The organism is Rathayibacter sp. AY2B5 (assembly GCF_002931645.1).
Taxonomy (GTDB): Bacteria; Actinomycetota; Actinomycetes; order Actinomycetales; family Microbacteriaceae; genus Rathayibacter.
The window spans coordinates 1-14,850 of the sequence record NZ_PSUE01000019.1 but is presented as its reverse complement, the minus strand read 5'-3'; the positions used below and the strand labels follow the sequence as shown (position 1 = coordinate 14,850).

The window sequence follows — 14,850 nt, the reverse complement described above, 5'->3', positions numbered from 1 at the left end:
CCGCGCCTGGCTGGGATGTCCGCGATGACTCTCGTCACGATGATCGCGGTGACCTCCTCCATGCCCGCGTTCGCCGTCGACGGCACCCCGACCAAGACCACGACCCTGGCCGTCAGCGAGACGCAGCCGCAGACGTTCGTCGCGGCCGGCGCGGTGCAGCTCACCGTCACCCGGGACACGTTCGGCGCGGAAGCCAAACCCGAGGTGCTGGTGACCGCCGCCGTCGCCACGGAACTCGTGGACGACGCATCAGAAGAGTCCGCCGCATCCACTGAGGACAGCGAGGTCGCGTCCGCTACCTGGCGGGTGCCGGTCGCGGGGCGCATCTCGAGCACGTTCGGTCCTCGCCCGGATGCCCCGGTCGCGGGCGTGAGCGCGTTCCACAAGGGCACCGACCTCGCCGCCCCCTGCGGAACCCCGGTGGTCGCAGCGACTGGCGGCACGGTCGAGGAAGCCGGCTACGCCGGCAGCTACGGCAACTGGATCCTGCTGGCGAGCAGCGACGGCATCGAGACCGGCTACGCGCACAACAGCGACCTGCTCGTGGACGTGGGTGACACGGTCGCCGCCGGCGACCTGATCGCTCTCGTGGGCTCCACCGGCGCCTCCTCCGGCTGTCACCTGCACTTTGAAACGCGCGTGGACGGGAGCCCCGTGGACCCGGAAGGCTTCATGAGCGATCTGGGTGTCGGCCTTGGCTGAGCATTGCGGGCACCGCTCGCGCCGCACGCGGCGTCTCGCCGTCATCGTCGGCGCCGCCGTGACGGTGGCGCTGCTCACCGGCTGCGTTTCGTCAGGCCGCGTGGAGACGGGCGCGCTCGTGGCCGCGCCGGCAGGGTTGGAGCACGTGCACGGGCTGGGCTGGGATCCGGTGACCGGGCTCACCTACGCGGCTGCGCACTCGGGAGTGTGGGTGATCCCCACCGACACCCTCCCGGACACCTACCCGGCCAGCCCCACCCCGACCGACGACGAAGCGGGCGGAGGGCCGGTCGCCGGCCGGGCGCAGGACACGATGGGGTTCACGATCACCCCGGAGGGAGTGTTCTACGCCTCCGGGCATCCCGACCCCGCCGACAGGTCCGCGCCAGGACCCAACCTGGGTCTGATCCGCAGCATCGATGCGGCCGCGACCTGGGAGCCGGTGTCCCTGAGTGGGGAGACGGATTTCCACGACCTCGCGACCGTCGCTCTCACCGATGCGGCGACCCGCGTGTACGGGTACGACGCGAGCCGCGGCGTCATCCTCCGCAGCGACGACTCCGGCGCCGCATGGACCCCGTCTGCGCAACTGCCGCTGCGCGATCTGACCGTGGACCCCGAGCGTCCCGACCGGGTGTTCGCGACGACCGAGACGGGCTTACAGGTCAGCGAGGACGCCGCGGTCACGTTCCGGCCCGTCTCCGGCGCGCCCGCCCTGTTCCTCGTGGACGGCAGTGCCGGCGGGCAGCTGGTCGGTGTCGACGTCGACGGGACGTTGTGGACGGGAACTCTCGAGGGCTCCTGGCAGAGCCACGGAACCCTCGAGGGGCAGCCGGAGGCGTTCGCGCTCGTCGACGGCGAAGAACAGTGGGTCCTTGCCGCCGACGAGCGCGGAGTGGTCGCCTCCGGCGACTACGGGCGCACCTGGACGGTACTGCGGCCCTCCTCGTGACGGACTGGGCTGGTGTCGCGTTCGCGCGCGGCGCGGGTGCTGGCCTGCGGGGACAGCTCCAGGCGGCGCAGCAGCTGCGCGTTCACGGCGACGACGACCGTGGACGCGGACATCAGCAGAGCCCCGACCGACATCGGCAGCACGAACCCGATCGGCGCGAGCACTCCCGCGGCCAGGGGGACGGAGAGGAGGTTGTAGCCGGCCGCCCACCACAGGTTCTGCTTCATCTTCCGGTAGCTGGCCCGGGACAGCTCGATCACGGACAGCACCGACCGGGGGTCATCGGAGGCCAGGATCACCCCGGCGGATGCGATCGCGACATCGGTGCCTGCGCCGATCGCGATTCCCACGTCGGCCTGCGCGAGAGCGGGAGCGTCGTTGACGCCGTCACCGACCATCGCGACCCGTCGGCCCTCGCGCTGCAACTCGATGACCTTCGCGGCCTTGTCCTCCGGCTTCACGCCGGCGAACACCCGGTCGATGCCGAGCTCCTCGCCCACGGTGCGGGCGACCGCTTCCGCGTCGCCGGTGATCATGACCACCTGCACGCCGATCGCGTGCAGCGCGTCGACAGCCTGCCGGGACTCCTCCCGCACCTCATCCGCGAGCCCGAGAGCCCCGATGACCCGACCGCCGGCGAGGACGTGGAGGATGATCATCCCCTCCGCCTCCCACGCGCGCGTCTGCTCGAGCGCGGCAGCGTCGTGCGCGCGCAGCATCGACGGACCGCCCACGCTCACCGCACGCCCCTCGACCTGCGCCGTGACGCCGACAGCGGTCGACGCCTGGAAACCGGTCGCTGCCGGCACCCGCACGCCGCGGCTGTTCGCGGCTGCCACGATCGCCCGAGCGAGAGGGTGCTCACTGTCCGCCTCGACCGCCGCAGCGACCGCGAGCAGCTGCTCCTCGTTCACCCCGTCGACAGTGTGCACGGCGGCGAGCGTCGGCTCGCCCTTGGTCAGGGTGCCCGTCTTGTCGAACAGGACCGTGGTCACCGTGCGCATGCTCTCCAACGCGAGACGGTCCTTGACGAGGACGCCGCCCTTCGCGGCCCGCTCGGTCGCGATGGACACCACCAGCGGGATCGCGAGTCCCAGCGCGTGCGGGCACGCGATGACCAGAACCGTGATGGTGCGGATCACCGCCTCGTCGGGACTGCCCAGCAGCGACCACACGATCGCGGTGATCACTCCCGCGCCCAACGCGAACCAGAACAACCACCCGGCGGCAACATCAGCGATGCGCTGCGCCCGGGAGGACGAGTTCTGCGCCTCCGTGACCAGGCGCTGGATGCCGGCGAGAGCGGTGTCGTCTCCGACGGCCGTCACCTCCACCCGCAACGCCGTGTCCGTGGCGACCGTGCCGGCCACGACCATCGATCCCGGGCCGCGACTGACCGGGCGGGACTCCCCGGTGATCATCGACTCATCCACGTCCGCGGTGCCCTCCAGCACCCGGCCGTCCGCCGGCACCCGGCCGCCGGGACGCACGACCACGACATCCCCCTGCACCAGGTCCGCGGGAGACACCTTCTCCACCTCACCCTCGCGCACCCGCTCCGCCTCATCCGGCAGCAGCGCCGCGAGAGAGTCCAGCGCCGAGGACGTCTGCGCGAGAGAGCGCATCTCGATCCAGTGCCCGAGCAGCATGATCACGATCAGCAGCGCCAGCTCCCACCAGAAGTCCAGCTCGTGATCCAGCAGCCCCGCGCTCGCACCCCACGACGCGAGGAACGCGACCGTGATCGCCAGAGCGATCAGCAGCATCATCCCCGGCGTCCTCGAGCGCAGCTCCGACACCGCCCCCTGCAGGAAGGGCCGGCCGCCCCAGACGTACATCACCGTCCCGAGCACCGGCGAGATCCAGCCGACCCCCGCAACGTCGGGGAGGGAGTAGCCCAGGATCATCGAGAACATGCCGCTGAACACGACCACCGGCACCGCGAACACCAGCATGATCCAGAACAACCGCCGGAACTGGCCGACATGATCGCCGTGGCCGCCGTGGCCGCCGTGGCCGGCAGCGCCCGCCGTCATGTTGTGGCCTGCGTGAGGATCAGGCGCTCCGCGCATCTGGTGCCCGGCGTGCCCGTCAGGGGCCGTACTCACGTGATGACCTGTCCTTCCCGCGTCGACGTCGCGTGCTTCGACGGTGCGGTGAGCACTCTCGTGCTCGTCATCGTGCAGGTGGTGCTGCGCCATCATGACTCCTTCCGGCCGCTTCCGGCCTGATCCGACGGTATACCCCCCGGGGGTATCAGACAACGGGGTGATCGGGCGGAAGATTCCCGACTTGACCGAAGATGTCGGGGCAGGGGCAACGCACCACATCGATACGGGATGGGTTGGGCGGGTGCCTAGGCTGAGCGCATGAGTGACTCCAACCCGTCTGGCACGCCGTCGCCCGTCCCGGAGCGCCCCCGCTGGGTGGAGGTGTTCATGGTCGTCGTCGTCGTCCTCGCGATCGGCTTCATCGTCGTGCACCTGCTCACCGGCGGCGGGGCGCAGATGATGAATCACTGATGATGCTCGGCCCGCGAGCTCGCCGAGTCGCCCTCACCGTCCACGTCCTGGTGTCCGTGGGCTGGTTCGGCGCGGTGGGCGCGTTCCTCGCGATCGCGCTCGTCGGAGCGACCAGCAGCGACCCCTTCACGGTCCGAAGCGCCTACTTGGCGTTGGACCCGCTGGGGACGTTCGTCATCATCCCGTTCGCCCTCGCCTCCCTCGCCACCGGAATCCTGCAAGGCCTCGGAACGCACTGGGGACTGGTGCGCCACTACTGGGTGGCGATCAAGCTGTGGCTGAGTGTCTTCGCAACCGCAGTCCTCCTGCTGCACACGCGCCTCATCGAGACGATGTCCCTCGCCGCCCGCCACGGGCTCATCCCCTCCACGCTCGAGGGAACCCGCACGCAACTGGTCGTCGCGACCGCCGGCGGCGCCGTCGTTCTCGTGGTTATCACCGCCCTGTCCGTCCTCAAGCCTCGCGGCCGCACCCGGCTCGGGCTGAGAGCAACCCGAACGACCTGACCGGCGTTGAGTTCCGGCGTGTCAGCGCCGAGACAATGAGGAGGCGCGGGGGTGATCGCTGCCCGGGCGCAGCGCTATCCAGAGCCCGCACCGCCGGCACACGTACGCGGCGCCATCGTTGAGTGCGTGAACCTGACGTCGACGGCGGGCCCGTCCGCAGCAGGAACAGGTGACGGAGGAATCAGGGTTCACGGGCAGCGATCGCTTCCACGAGCTGCTCCGTCGTCGGAAGACCCGCCAGCCCGCTCGGCGTGAAGTAGATCCGACAGGCAAGATCCGTGGTCCGCCCGCCCGACGGGAACAGGTCTTCCCCGTCGAGGGTGATCGTCGGGGAACCCGCGAAAGCGACGCCGGCGGCGTCCTCCGGTGTCGCCAGAAGCCGGTAGGTGACGGGGATGTCGGAGTGGCCGGTGGACTTCAGCGCCTGGTCCAGGCGAGGGCCGACGTCCTTCCAGTTCGGGCAGTCGTCGATGTGAAGAACCTCGATCATCATTCTCCGATCATCCTCCCGCCGTGCGCGTCGCACCCGAGGAGAGCACTTCTGAGGTTGAGGGTGTCTGCCCCGGAACATCGATCGTCAGCCCGCTCGTGGCTCGCCTGTCGGCGCCCGCTCTAGTCATCGTCATCGTCGTCTTCTACGAGCTCGCCTTCCCAGGCCTCGCGTCCCTCGTGAATGGCGAAGAGAGCGATGACGAACCCTGCAACCGGGTCAAGCCACGCGGCTCCAGTGAGGGCGTAGAGGACGAGCCCGACGAGGGTGGAGACGCTCAACAGCACGCAGATCCGAGTCTCCGCTGCGTCCGCGAGGATCAGGGGGTCTCCGAGCCTCTTCCCGACACGCGTTTTCACCGCCGCAAGGACCGGCATGACGATGATCGAGAGGATCAGGAGCACGAGGCTGACCGGGGAGGACTCGGGAGCGTCACCCGCGATCAGGCTGCGGATGCCCTCGATGCTCACGTAGGCGGCGAGGAGGAAGAACGTCACGGCGACGAACTTCAACGTGCGCCGCTCCTTCGCTTCGTCCGCCTCACCATGCCGCAGCCGCGCCGCCAGGCGCAGCCCTACCAGCACGGCGGCGATCGACTCGATGCCGGAGTCGATGCCGAACCCGATCACGGACACGAGTCCCGCGGCGATACCGGCCGCGATCGCGACGATGCCCTCGATGACGTTGTAGGCGACGGTGAACTGCGCCAGGCGCAGCCCGCGTCGGGTCAGCTGTTCGGTCTCGGCGGGGGTGAGTGCGCTCATTCGGTGGTCCTCTCGGGGCGGGGGTGACGGGTCAGATGGGGAGGACGAATCCGTTGATCAGGTTCTGGAGGCGGTAGATCAACTGGGTCCACAGGCCGCTGACCATGGCGGTGCCGATGAGGATGAGTAGCCCTCCGCCGAGGAGGTTGATGGTGCGGATGTGGCGTTTGAGGAAGCTGGTCGCGGTGGCGGCCCAGGAGAATCCGAGGGCGATCAGCAGGAACGGCAGTCCCAGGCCCAGGCAGTACAGCAGGCCGAGGAACGCGCCGCGGCCGGCGGAGGCGCCGTCCAGGCTCAGCGCGGAGATCGCGGCGAGGGTGGGCCCGAAGCAGGGTGTCCAGCCGAGCCCGAACACGACACCGAGCAGGGGTGCTCCGGCGAGTCCGGTCGCGGGTTTCCAGCGGGGGCGGATGGTGCGTTGCAGGAACCGGACCTGCCCGATGAACACGACGCCCATGAGGATCACGAGCACTCCGAGGATGCGGGTGACGGTGTCCTGCCATTCGAGCAGCCATGTCCCGAGGGCGCCGAACGCGGCGCCGTAGGCGATGAAGACGACGGCGAAACCGGCGATGAACAGGCCCACTCCGGCGACGAGGCGGCGCCGGCTGCCTGTGGCGAGGTCGGGGTTTCCGCCGATGTAGGCGAGGTAGCCGGGGACGAGGGGGAGCACGCACGGGGACGCGAACGAGACGAGGCCGGCGAGGACCGCGATGGGCGCGGCGAGCAGGAGTTGGCCGCTGAACACAGCCTCTCCCCAGTTCACGAGGCCGCCTCCGCGATGGTGTCCGCGATGAGGGTGTCGAGGATGGAGCGGGCGGTGACCCGGCCGAGGATCCGCGCGGCGGGTCGGCCGTCGACGTCGAGCACGAGGGTGGTAGGGACGGCGTTCGCGGCGAACTTCCCAGAGAACGCGAGGGCCACGGCGGCGTCGGTATCGATGATCGAGGGGTAGGTGATGCCGTAGGTGTTCGCGAACGAGGTGGCGGTGTCGGCTTGGTCGCGAACGTTGACACCGAGAAACGCCGCTCCGTTCCCGTCGTACTGCTCGTGCAGCGCTTGCAGGTCGGGTGCTTCGGCGCGGCAGGGGGCGCAGGCGGCGTACCAGAAGTTCACGACGAGCACCTGCCCGCGGTAATCCTCGGAGCTGATCGCGTCGCCCGTTTCGCTCGTTCCGGCGAAGTCGACCGGCTCGCCGCGGCTGCCGACAGGCCATTCGATGACGGTGCCGTCACCGGCGACGTAGTTCTTGTTCGACCCGCCGCGGTACTGCTCCGCGAGGTCGTCCCGCGCGCATCCGCTGGTCCCGATGCCGATCATCGCGAGCGGGGGAAGGGCCAGCAGGGCGCGGCGGCTGAGGGCGCTCACGAGGCGAGAGCGGCGTCGAGAGCGGCCTGGATGTCTTCGAGGCGTTCGAGCTGGATCGCCTCGTCGTTGACGAAGATCGTCGGCGTGCCCTGCACCCCCAGGTCCTTGCCCGCCTCGAAATCAAAGCGCACCCGCTCGAGCGTCGACGGGTCGGCCACATCCGCGTCGTACTGCTCCAGGTCGAGGCCGATCTCCTCCGCGAAGCCGCGGAACACGTCGGCCTTGGAGTCTTGGCTCTCGCCCCAGCTCGCCTGCGTCTGGAACATCCGGTCGTACATCTCCTCGAACCGGTCCTGCCGCGCTGCTGCCTCGATGGCGAGAGCGGCATTCTCGGAGTTGCGATGCGAGGGAATCGGGAAGTAGCGGGTCGCGAAGGTGACCCGGCCTGCGTACTCCTCACGCAGCTGCTCGATGGTCGGGTAGACGGCCGCGCAGACCTCGCACTCGAAGTCGAGGAACTCGACCAGCGTCACCTTCCCGTCCTCCGCCTGATCGAGCATGTGGGTGTTCTGCTCGAGGACGGGCGTCGCGGCGGCGACCTCTTCGCGGGAGGCGGAGAAGGGCCGGAAGATCGCGATCGCGGCGATGACCGCGACGACGAAGACAGCCGCGGCGATGGCGATCAGGTTGACCTTGGTGCTGGTTTTCACGGGTGGTGCTTTCTGTCAGGCCGGTGGTCGGCAGAAACAAGGGGACGGCGCCGTGATCCGGCGAACGGTGAGGCTCAGGGCTGCGCCTCGATCAGGTTTCGCTCGTCTGTGGTTGGGGCGCGTCCGCTCTGCCGAAGACCTGCAGGAGGGCCCAGCCGGCGATGCCGCAGGTGGTGAAGATGTCGGCGACGTTGAAGATCGCGAACCAGTCGACCGCGATGAAGTCGACGACCTCTCCGCCCAGCGGCGTGTCCGCGGCTCGGCTGATGCGGTCCCAGATGTTCCCTGCGCCACCGCCGGCGGCGAGAGCGAGAAGTGCCGGTCCACCCAGCGGAGCCCCGCGGATGGTCCGCACGAACACCCACACCGTGAGGGTCACAAGAATGACGATCAGTCCGACCGCCAGTGCAGGTCCCAGCTCGGAGCCCATCCCGAAGGCGACGCCGGGGTTGAAGATCAACTCGAACCGCGCTCCGAGAGCGAGCTCGATCGTGCGTCCGTCTTCCAGCGCTGTCAGGGCCCAGCTCTTCGTGAGCTGATCAAGACCGAACGCGGCCGCAATCAGCGCAGCGATGAAAGCCACTCGGAGGACGAGCCTGCGCGTGGCGGGCATCAGAACAGCTCGAGGAGTCGAGGCAGAACACCCGACTCGATCAGGATGAACAGACCCAGGCCGATGAATACGGCAGGCACGAGCCAGCGCTCGACCCTCTCCAACAGCTCGGTCACCGTCTTGTTCGTGCCGACGACGCGAGCGATCAGGCACCACACCGCGACGAGGAGGAAGAACACGATGATCGTGACCACCGTGTCCGCGATCGGGCTCGTGCGGAATACGGGCGTGTAGAGGGAGATGTTGTCCGCGCCGTTCGCGATCGTGATCCCCGCAACGCCCAGCAGCCCGACCGCACTGATCGAACTCTCGTCATCGTCGTCGTCATCATCGCCCCTGCTGCGCAGGGTGCGGATGAGCCCGTACAGACCGATCGCCAGCGGGATCAGGCCCAAAAGCCCCACCCACTCATCCGGGATGATCGTCAACCCGGCGGCGGCAACGACGCTGATCGCGACGAGAGTCGCGAAGCCGAGGTACTGCCCCGCCACAACCTTCCAGCCCGGCAGCGAGCCACGGGCGGACGCGAGGAACAGCACCGTCAGAACCACGATGTCATCGATGTTCGTCGCAGCGAACAGTCCGATTGCCGCCGCGATAGTGCCGATCACGGCGCCACTTCCACGCCCCGACGGACCTCCGATGCGGCAGCGTCCACGTCACGTGCGCTCCGTGCTTCCGCCCCGAACGTGCCGCACAGATCCGCTTGGAACCCCGTCGCCTCCAAAAGTGCCTCAGCGGACTCGAGAAGATCGATCAGCTCCGGACGGGCCAACGAGTAGAACACCTGCCGTCCCTCTGCACGCCCCACGACCAGGCCGCACTCGCGCAGGCAGCTCATGTGCTCAGAAGCCGTCGACTGCGCCACGCCCAGCTCCGCCACTAGATCACTGACCCGAGCCTCACCATGCTGAAGTCGCCGCACGATCTGGAGACGCTTCGGGTCGGCCAAAGAGTGAAAGAGGGAGACGGCGGCAGAGGTGCCCCGCACGTGATCAATCGGCATGCACCGATGTTATCGACAGAAAGCGATTTGAGCGACCACTGCCGAGGTGTTCGCGAACGATCGTTCACGAGACGGCCGGGCAGCGCACCGCCGCCATCGGCGCGTCGTGTTCCACAACTCGTGTCCGAGACCTATGACCCGTGACCTACGTTCGCAGTACAGTCAGCTCATGGCTGCGATCGGATACGCGCGCGTCTCGACCAGAGACCAGAACCCTGACGCTCAGACCGACGCGCTCACGGCCGCCGGCTGCGAGAAGGTCTTCGTGGAGCACGCCTCCGGAGTGCTCGCGAAGCGTCCCGCGCTCGAGGACGCTCTCGACTACCTCCGCGAGGGCGACTCCCTCGTCGTGACCAAGCTCGACCGCCTCGGACGGTCCGTGCGGAACCTGAAAGAGGTGGCCGACGGCCTCCAACAGCGCGGCGTCGGACTGAAGGCTCTCTCCCAGGGCATCGACACCACCACTCCGGGCGGGCGGCTGTTCTTTCATATGCTCGCCGCGATCGCCGAGTTCGAGCACGACCTCATCGTCGAGCGCACCCACGACGGCCTCGCCGCCGCTCGAGCCCGCGGTCGCAAGGGCGGCGGACGCTTCAAGATGACGCCCACGAAGGCGAAGCAGGCGCGCGCGATGTACGACGAGAAGACGTACACGGTCCAGCAGATCGCCGAGACCTTCGGCGTCTCCCGCGGCACCATCTACCGCCACCTCACCGAAGACCACTGAGAGCCGCCGCGACGAGCGTCGCGGTTCACGGACACGATCGGACGCCGACCTCCGGTCGGCGGCGGTGCTGAGCGCTGCGCGCATTTGCCTGGAAGCCTTCGGCAGCGTACGGGCCTGCGGCGTCCACGCAAGCCGCTGCGCGGCCGGCTCCTCCGACGTTCTCGGCACGCGGTCGCTGTGCTCCCTCACATCGAGCCGACAACATCTCCTCCTCCGCCCTCCGGGTTGCGCTGCCGCCTCCGACCCTGCTCGGCACTACGTGCCTTCCAGGCAAAAAAACGCTGGGAGAGAAGGAAGAACAGACGAGCCAGACCACCCCCGCTGGCTTGACAAATCTGATTGAGAATCCTTACCGCCGTACTCATCGGCTTGGCGGGGGTGTGGCTACCCGCCGACGGTCAGCTATCGGGGAAGATCAGCGCCTCCATCGGCACCGTCGTGATGCTTCCTTCGATCCTGATACTTGCGCAGCGACAGCTCGCGCGCGCAAACGCCGAGGAGTGACCACAAGGAGTGGTGAGTGTCAGCGCGGGTCGCGGCCGAGCCGGTGCACGTAGAAGATGACGTGATCCTCCAGGATCGCTGCGCGTTCTTCCGCGATCGCCGAAGCCGACGTCAGCGCGTTGATCTTCTTCTACGGGCGATATTCGCGATTGTCCGTGGTCGAGGGCGGCGGCCCCGGATTTGGCTGCTGATAACTGCTCACACCGAGTGAGGCCAGTCCGGCGGACACCGCCGCGCCCACGACGCGGGCGACGAACGCTACTGACTTCCCGACGAGCTTCAACGCTGTTGCCATCACGGAACCATCACCTTCAGGACTGGATGGCAACGCTAGTGGCTTGGAGCCGCCCGGTGCTCTACTCGAGCCGTCCGCGATCCGGAGCACGTAGAGGATGACGTGATCCTCCGGAATCGACGCGCGCACTTCCGCGATCGCCGCGCACTGCGCCGATACGACTCGCTCGAGCAAGTGGGTTGGCGTCACCGGCCCGTGAGGGGCGATCCCCTCACACTCCCCCCCTGAAGCGGTCGCTCGGGGGAGCGGCTGTGTTCGTTCCTCGCGCTGGTCAGCGCCAGTGGGCGAGTTCGCTTGCCATCAGCAGTCGAGCGCGAGCGAGGAGCCCGCGCACGGCAGCGGGGGTTAGGTCGAGGTCGAGAGCGATCTCGTCGTAGCTGAGCTCGTGCAGCTGCCGTAGCTCCCAGCAGCGACGTTGCAGCGACGACATCTTCTCGAGCACCCGCCGAGCGTCCGCTGCAAGAGCGGCGCATCGGCCGGCGGCTTCAGGGTCGCCGTTCTCGAGCGCCGGCAGTTCTTCGTCCAGCTCCGACCGGCGCGCGGATGCGGGTGCGCGAAGGCGGTCGATACTGCGCCGGCGAGTCGTGGTCGCCAGCCAGCCGGCGATCGTGTCCCCGTCGATCACGCTGTCGAGGTGCGTCCACGCGGCGAGGAACGTCTCCTGCACCACGTCATCGACGTCAGCGGAGCTCCCAAGGGTTCGCGACGCGATCGCTCGCAGCAAACGCGAGTAGCGGTTCACGATCGCCGCGAAAGCTCGGTCATCACCCGACGCGGCGCGGATGACGAGCACCCGGTCCGAATCCATCGGCAACGCGGGCAGGGTCCCGTGATCGAGCAGTACGGCGGGAGCGGCGGCTCGGGTCTGGGGTCGTGCGGTGGCGAGCATGCGGGCTCCGGTCGTCGAGAAGTATGTGTCTGCATCCTTCGTAACAGGAATGCCTCTCGATGGCCCAGGTCTTGACCTCAGTGCAGGGGCATATATAAACGACAGTTTCGGCTCTAATCGGCAATTGTCGTTTTCTGTGCAGGATCCCGTTCCGGGGCGCGAGCTGCACTCGCGCAGCGGCGACGGAGCGCCGCGGGTCGGAGGCCGCGATGCGGCCCGTTCCACCTGTTTTCTTCACCTCTCCGCGGTTTCAACCTATTTCGCTCCACCGGCTCCGTGCCACCGCTATCGGACGCGCCCTGCGGGCTTATTTCGCCCGCTATCGGCGTCACTGCGCCGCCTCCACTCAAACGGTTTTCCCCGCCGGAGAGGCAAAGAAAAACGATCAGCCAGAGGGAGCACCCACACCATGCAGACCACCACCGACTTGCAGACCACGGCTAAGACCTACCTCACGCTCGCCAACACCCGCGCGGTCGACGTCCGCGTCGTGGGCACCGACCCCAAGACGACGCCCTCGGTGCACATCACCCGCCGCAAGTCCGGCGTCTGGGAGGCGTGGCACTCCGACCAGCTGCACGGCATCACCAGCGGCTCATTCCGTCACTGCGTCGCCCACGCCCGCCGTGCAGCGATCCGCCGCGTCGCCCCGTTCCTGAACCACACCATGACCCGCACCGACACCGGCCGCGCGACGGCCGAACAGCTCGCCCACATCCTCGCAACCAGTCGCAACGACGACCCGGAGAACGCCACCGCGAGCGACGCGGAGATCCTCGCGCACACCCGCAACACGCTCGGGCTGCCGGGGAAGTGCGGCCCGGGCGGGATGCCCGTCTACGACGACGGCACCGCCGAGGCCGCCGCGTTGATCGCGTTCCTGACGTCTGCCGAGTAGCGCAGGGGAGGGGCCGGCCTTCCGGGCCGGCCCGTGAGGGGCGACCCCCTCACACTCCCCCTCGGGAGCGTGACCTCCCTGGAAGTTGGTCGTGGAGGCCGCAGGCGCCTTCCACGTCGTTATGCGCGCCTGTGAGCTTGCAAGTGAAGGCCCGTCGCGCGACCGTTTGATCGCTCGAGCACCGTGCGCAGCGGGACGCCACGCCGCCGGGCGTGGGGTACGCGGCCGAAGTCGTCGTGGCGGGTCCAGCGACGGTGCTTCCACTCCTCGCGGCTGATGTCCATCCGGAGGTGGCGTTCGCACCACTGCGCGGCAAGATCGGCCAGTGCCTCCGGCGTGATCGGGGCGCCGCGCACGGTGAGGTCACGGGCAGGGTCGCTGCCGTAGTCGTCGGCGACGAGATCGCGGATACCCCATGACCCCTCCAGCTTGGGCGTGCCGTGGTCGTCCTCCGTGCATTCCAGCCACAGAGCGGTGAAGTCACCGGACAGGCCGGGAACCTGGATCCCGCACCAGACCTCATTGAGCGAGGCGTCGAAGGTGGTGTCGGACGGGCGTATGTCCGTGTCCCACGCGGCCGCGCGCAGCCTCAGACGCGTCACGAACGCATCGAGGAAGACGCTCATCACCGGCGACTCCTCGTTCGAGAACCACTCTTCTGCTGCCACCCGCCGATTATGCGTCACTCCCGAGGAGCTGCTGGGTACAGCTCCTTCACGAATACCGCATGCCGAGGAGTGAAGGACGTGATCACGTCCGGGTCAGCGCCGCGGCGCGCGATCGCGCCGTCGCCAATGAAGAGCACGGTAGGCCGGTATTCGAGCCCGCCTGTGAGGGGCGATCCCCTCACGTTCCCCTAGGGAGCGCTGCTTCAGTGAAAGTTGAACGTGGAGGGCGCAGGTGCCTTCCACGATTCCTCCTGGTACGAGTGCAGGTCGTGAGCCTCGTGCGGCGGCTCTCCGAACGGATCCTTCGGCAGCGCCGTAGGCGCTGTGGTGAACTTCGCGCGGAGCAATGCGGCGACGGATCGAATGCGGTAGATCACGGCGTTCATGTCGTTCTCCCGTCCGGGGTGATCAAGCGTCACCTAGCCGAAGCCTACCGACGTCGTTTCTCCGGTGGGGCGCGAGCTGCGCACGCGCAGCGGTGACGGAGCACCGCCGGCTGGAGCCGCTACGCGGCCGGATTACCCGTTTTCTTCACCTCTCCGCGGTTTCAACCTATCTCGCTCCGTCGGCTGCGTGCCGTCTCTCTCGGACGCGGTCGCAAGCTCCCTTATTTCGCCCGAGAGAGCCGTCACTCCGCCGACTCCACTCAATTGGTTGTCACTCGCCGGAGAGGCAAAGAAAAACGATCAGGAAGACGACAAAAGCCCCGTAGTTGGCTTAGAACCACGGGACTTGTCGCCTCAATGGTCGCATACCGATCAAGGAGAAACCATCGTGACTATCACCACCGGAACCGGGACCGTTCAGCACATCGACCCGACCACCCTCGTGATCGAGGCGAACGTCCGAACCAGCGCCCCGCTGACGAAGGACTTCATCGCGTCGATCCGCGAGAACGGCGTCATCACCCCGGTCCTCGCCCGCCGCGACGAGCACGGCAACGTCATCGTTCGCGCCGGACAGCGCCGCACCCTCGCCGCCCGCGAGGCCGGAGTGCCCACGATCCCGGTCTACGTCGTGGAGGGCGACGAGACGACCGCGGACCGGATCGTTCAGCAGATCATCGAGAACGACCAGCGCGCCGAGCTGAGCGTCGCGGACCGCACCGCCGCGTGGGCGCAGCTCGCGTTCGAGGGCGTGTCCGCCGCAGCGATCGCCAAGCGCACCGGCACCAAGACCGATGCGGTGAAGAAGGGCCTTGCGGTCGCGGAGTCCGCGACCGTCACGTCCGTTCTGCACGAGCACGAGCTGACCCTGGACCAGGCGGCGGTGCTGTTGGAGTTCGAGGACGACGCC

19 protein-coding genes are annotated in these 14,850 nt (G+C 68.2%); 7 read left to right on the top strand and 12 right to left on the bottom strand.

From position 1 onward, the window contains the following. Positions 1 to 39 precede the first annotated feature (39 nt). Positions 40 to 702 (top strand): M23 family metallopeptidase, encoded by a 663-nt coding sequence (locus tag C5C30_RS12235; RefSeq protein ID WP_146081530.1) that lies wholly within the window; start codon positions 40 to 42, stop codon positions 700 to 702. Then, on the top strand, positions 695 to 1,654 hold the full coding sequence (locus tag C5C30_RS12230; RefSeq protein WP_146078441.1) for a F510_1955 family glycosylhydrolase: 960 nt from the start codon (positions 695 to 697) through the stop codon (positions 1,652 to 1,654). Before C5C30_RS12235 ends, C5C30_RS12230 begins: the two co-directional genes overlap by 8 nt. Here C5C30_RS12230 and C5C30_RS12225 read toward each other — a convergent pair. Next, positions 1,615 to 3,690: a heavy metal translocating P-type ATPase gene (locus C5C30_RS12225; RefSeq protein ID WP_374955306.1), complete on the bottom strand. Its 2,076-nt coding sequence runs from the start codon at positions 3,688 to 3,690 to the stop codon at positions 1,615 to 1,617. The genes C5C30_RS12230 and C5C30_RS12225 overlap by 40 nt on opposite strands. Positions 3,691 to 4,023: 333 nt before the next feature. On the opposite strand from C5C30_RS12225, the gene C5C30_RS17720 reads away from it, so the two are divergent. Both C5C30_RS17720 and C5C30_RS12220 read left to right on the top strand, forming a co-directional pair. Beyond that, the gene (locus tag C5C30_RS17720) at positions 4,024 to 4,176 is read left to right on the top strand and encodes a hypothetical protein (protein WP_181131557.1); all 153 of its coding nucleotides are present in this window, start codon (positions 4,024 to 4,026) and stop codon (positions 4,174 to 4,176) included. Continuing rightward, positions 4,176 to 4,682 (top strand): DUF2269 domain-containing protein, encoded by a 507-nt coding sequence (locus C5C30_RS12220; RefSeq protein ID WP_219812359.1) that lies wholly within the window; start codon positions 4,176 to 4,178, stop codon positions 4,680 to 4,682. Before C5C30_RS17720 ends, C5C30_RS12220 begins: the two co-directional genes overlap by 1 nt. 181 nt (positions 4,683 to 4,863) lie before the next feature. Here the strand turns inward: C5C30_RS12220 and C5C30_RS12215 are convergent, their stop codons facing one another. The 8 genes from C5C30_RS12215 to C5C30_RS12180 all read right to left on the bottom strand — a co-directional run bounded on the left by C5C30_RS12215 (position 4,864) and on the right by C5C30_RS12180 (position 9,573). After that, complete coding sequence (locus tag C5C30_RS12215) at positions 4,864 to 5,175, bottom strand: hypothetical protein (protein ID WP_055794463.1); 312 nt, start codon at positions 5,173 to 5,175, stop codon at positions 4,864 to 4,866. Positions 5,176 to 5,294: 119 nt separating this feature from the next. Then, positions 5,295 to 5,936, bottom strand: a complete 642-nt coding sequence (locus tag C5C30_RS12210) for a cation diffusion facilitator family transporter (protein ID WP_104333818.1) — start codon at positions 5,934 to 5,936, stop codon at positions 5,295 to 5,297. A gap of 31 nt (positions 5,937 to 5,967) precedes the next feature. After that, the gene (locus tag C5C30_RS12205) at positions 5,968 to 6,684 is read right to left on the bottom strand and encodes a cytochrome c biogenesis CcdA family protein (RefSeq protein WP_374952936.1); all 717 of its coding nucleotides are present in this window, start codon (positions 6,682 to 6,684) and stop codon (positions 5,968 to 5,970) included. 14 nt (positions 6,685 to 6,698) lie between these two features. Beyond that, a complete protein-coding gene (locus C5C30_RS12200) occupies positions 6,699 to 7,304 on the bottom strand; it encodes a TlpA disulfide reductase family protein (RefSeq protein ID WP_104233615.1) in 606 nt (201 codons plus the stop codon). Further along, on the bottom strand, positions 7,301 to 7,954 hold the full coding sequence (locus C5C30_RS12195; protein WP_104333817.1) for a thioredoxin domain-containing protein: 654 nt from the start codon (positions 7,952 to 7,954) through the stop codon (positions 7,301 to 7,303). Before C5C30_RS12195 ends, C5C30_RS12200 begins: the two co-directional genes overlap by 4 nt. 91 nt (positions 7,955 to 8,045) lie before the next feature. Next, positions 8,046 to 8,537, bottom strand: a complete 492-nt coding sequence (locus C5C30_RS12190; protein WP_162238049.1) for a signal peptidase II — start codon at positions 8,535 to 8,537, stop codon at positions 8,046 to 8,048. Between the two features lie 29 nt (positions 8,538 to 8,566). After that, positions 8,567 to 9,178 (bottom strand): cadmium resistance transporter, encoded by a 612-nt coding sequence (locus C5C30_RS12185; protein ID WP_104333816.1) that lies wholly within the window; start codon positions 9,176 to 9,178, stop codon positions 8,567 to 8,569. After that, positions 9,175 to 9,573 carry a helix-turn-helix transcriptional regulator gene (locus C5C30_RS12180; protein WP_055794452.1) on the bottom strand — a complete coding sequence of 133 codons (399 nt, stop codon included), beginning with the start codon at positions 9,571 to 9,573 and terminating at the stop codon, positions 9,175 to 9,177. The genes C5C30_RS12185 and C5C30_RS12180 overlap by 4 nt, the downstream gene beginning before the upstream one ends. A gap of 169 nt (positions 9,574 to 9,742) precedes the next feature. Here C5C30_RS12180 and C5C30_RS12175 point away from each other — a divergent pair, with 169 nt between their 5' ends. Next, the gene (locus tag C5C30_RS12175; protein ID WP_104333815.1) at positions 9,743 to 10,300 is read left to right on the top strand and encodes a recombinase family protein; all 558 of its coding nucleotides are present in this window, start codon (positions 9,743 to 9,745) and stop codon (positions 10,298 to 10,300) included. Positions 10,301 to 11,370: 1,070 nt separating this feature from the next. On the opposite strand, the gene C5C30_RS12170 is transcribed toward C5C30_RS12175, so the two are convergent. Beyond that, entirely contained in the window at positions 11,371 to 11,988 is a 618-nt protein-coding gene (locus C5C30_RS12170) for an RNA polymerase sigma factor (RefSeq protein ID WP_104333814.1), read from the bottom strand. A 409-nt stretch (positions 11,989 to 12,397) separates the two neighbouring features. Between C5C30_RS12170 and C5C30_RS12165 the strand changes: the two genes are divergently transcribed. Next, positions 12,398 to 12,886, top strand: a complete 489-nt coding sequence (locus C5C30_RS12165) for a hypothetical protein (RefSeq protein WP_104333813.1) — start codon at positions 12,398 to 12,400, stop codon at positions 12,884 to 12,886. 119 nt (positions 12,887 to 13,005) lie between these two features. Here the strand turns inward: C5C30_RS12165 and C5C30_RS12160 are convergent, their stop codons facing one another. Together C5C30_RS12160 and C5C30_RS12155 are read right to left on the bottom strand one after the other, a co-directional pair. Beyond that, complete coding sequence (locus C5C30_RS12160) at positions 13,006 to 13,554, bottom strand: hypothetical protein (protein ID WP_146081529.1); 549 nt, start codon at positions 13,552 to 13,554, stop codon at positions 13,006 to 13,008. 203 nt (positions 13,555 to 13,757) lie between these two features. Then, on the bottom strand, positions 13,758 to 13,973 hold the full coding sequence (locus C5C30_RS12155; protein ID WP_146081528.1) for a hypothetical protein: 216 nt from the start codon (positions 13,971 to 13,973) through the stop codon (positions 13,758 to 13,760). A 355-nt stretch (positions 13,974 to 14,328) separates the two neighbouring features. Between C5C30_RS12155 and C5C30_RS12150 the strand changes: the two genes are divergently transcribed. Further along, positions 14,329 to 14,850: ParB/RepB/Spo0J family partition protein (locus C5C30_RS12150; protein ID WP_258065927.1), on the top strand; the 522-nt coding region annotated here is incomplete at its 3' end.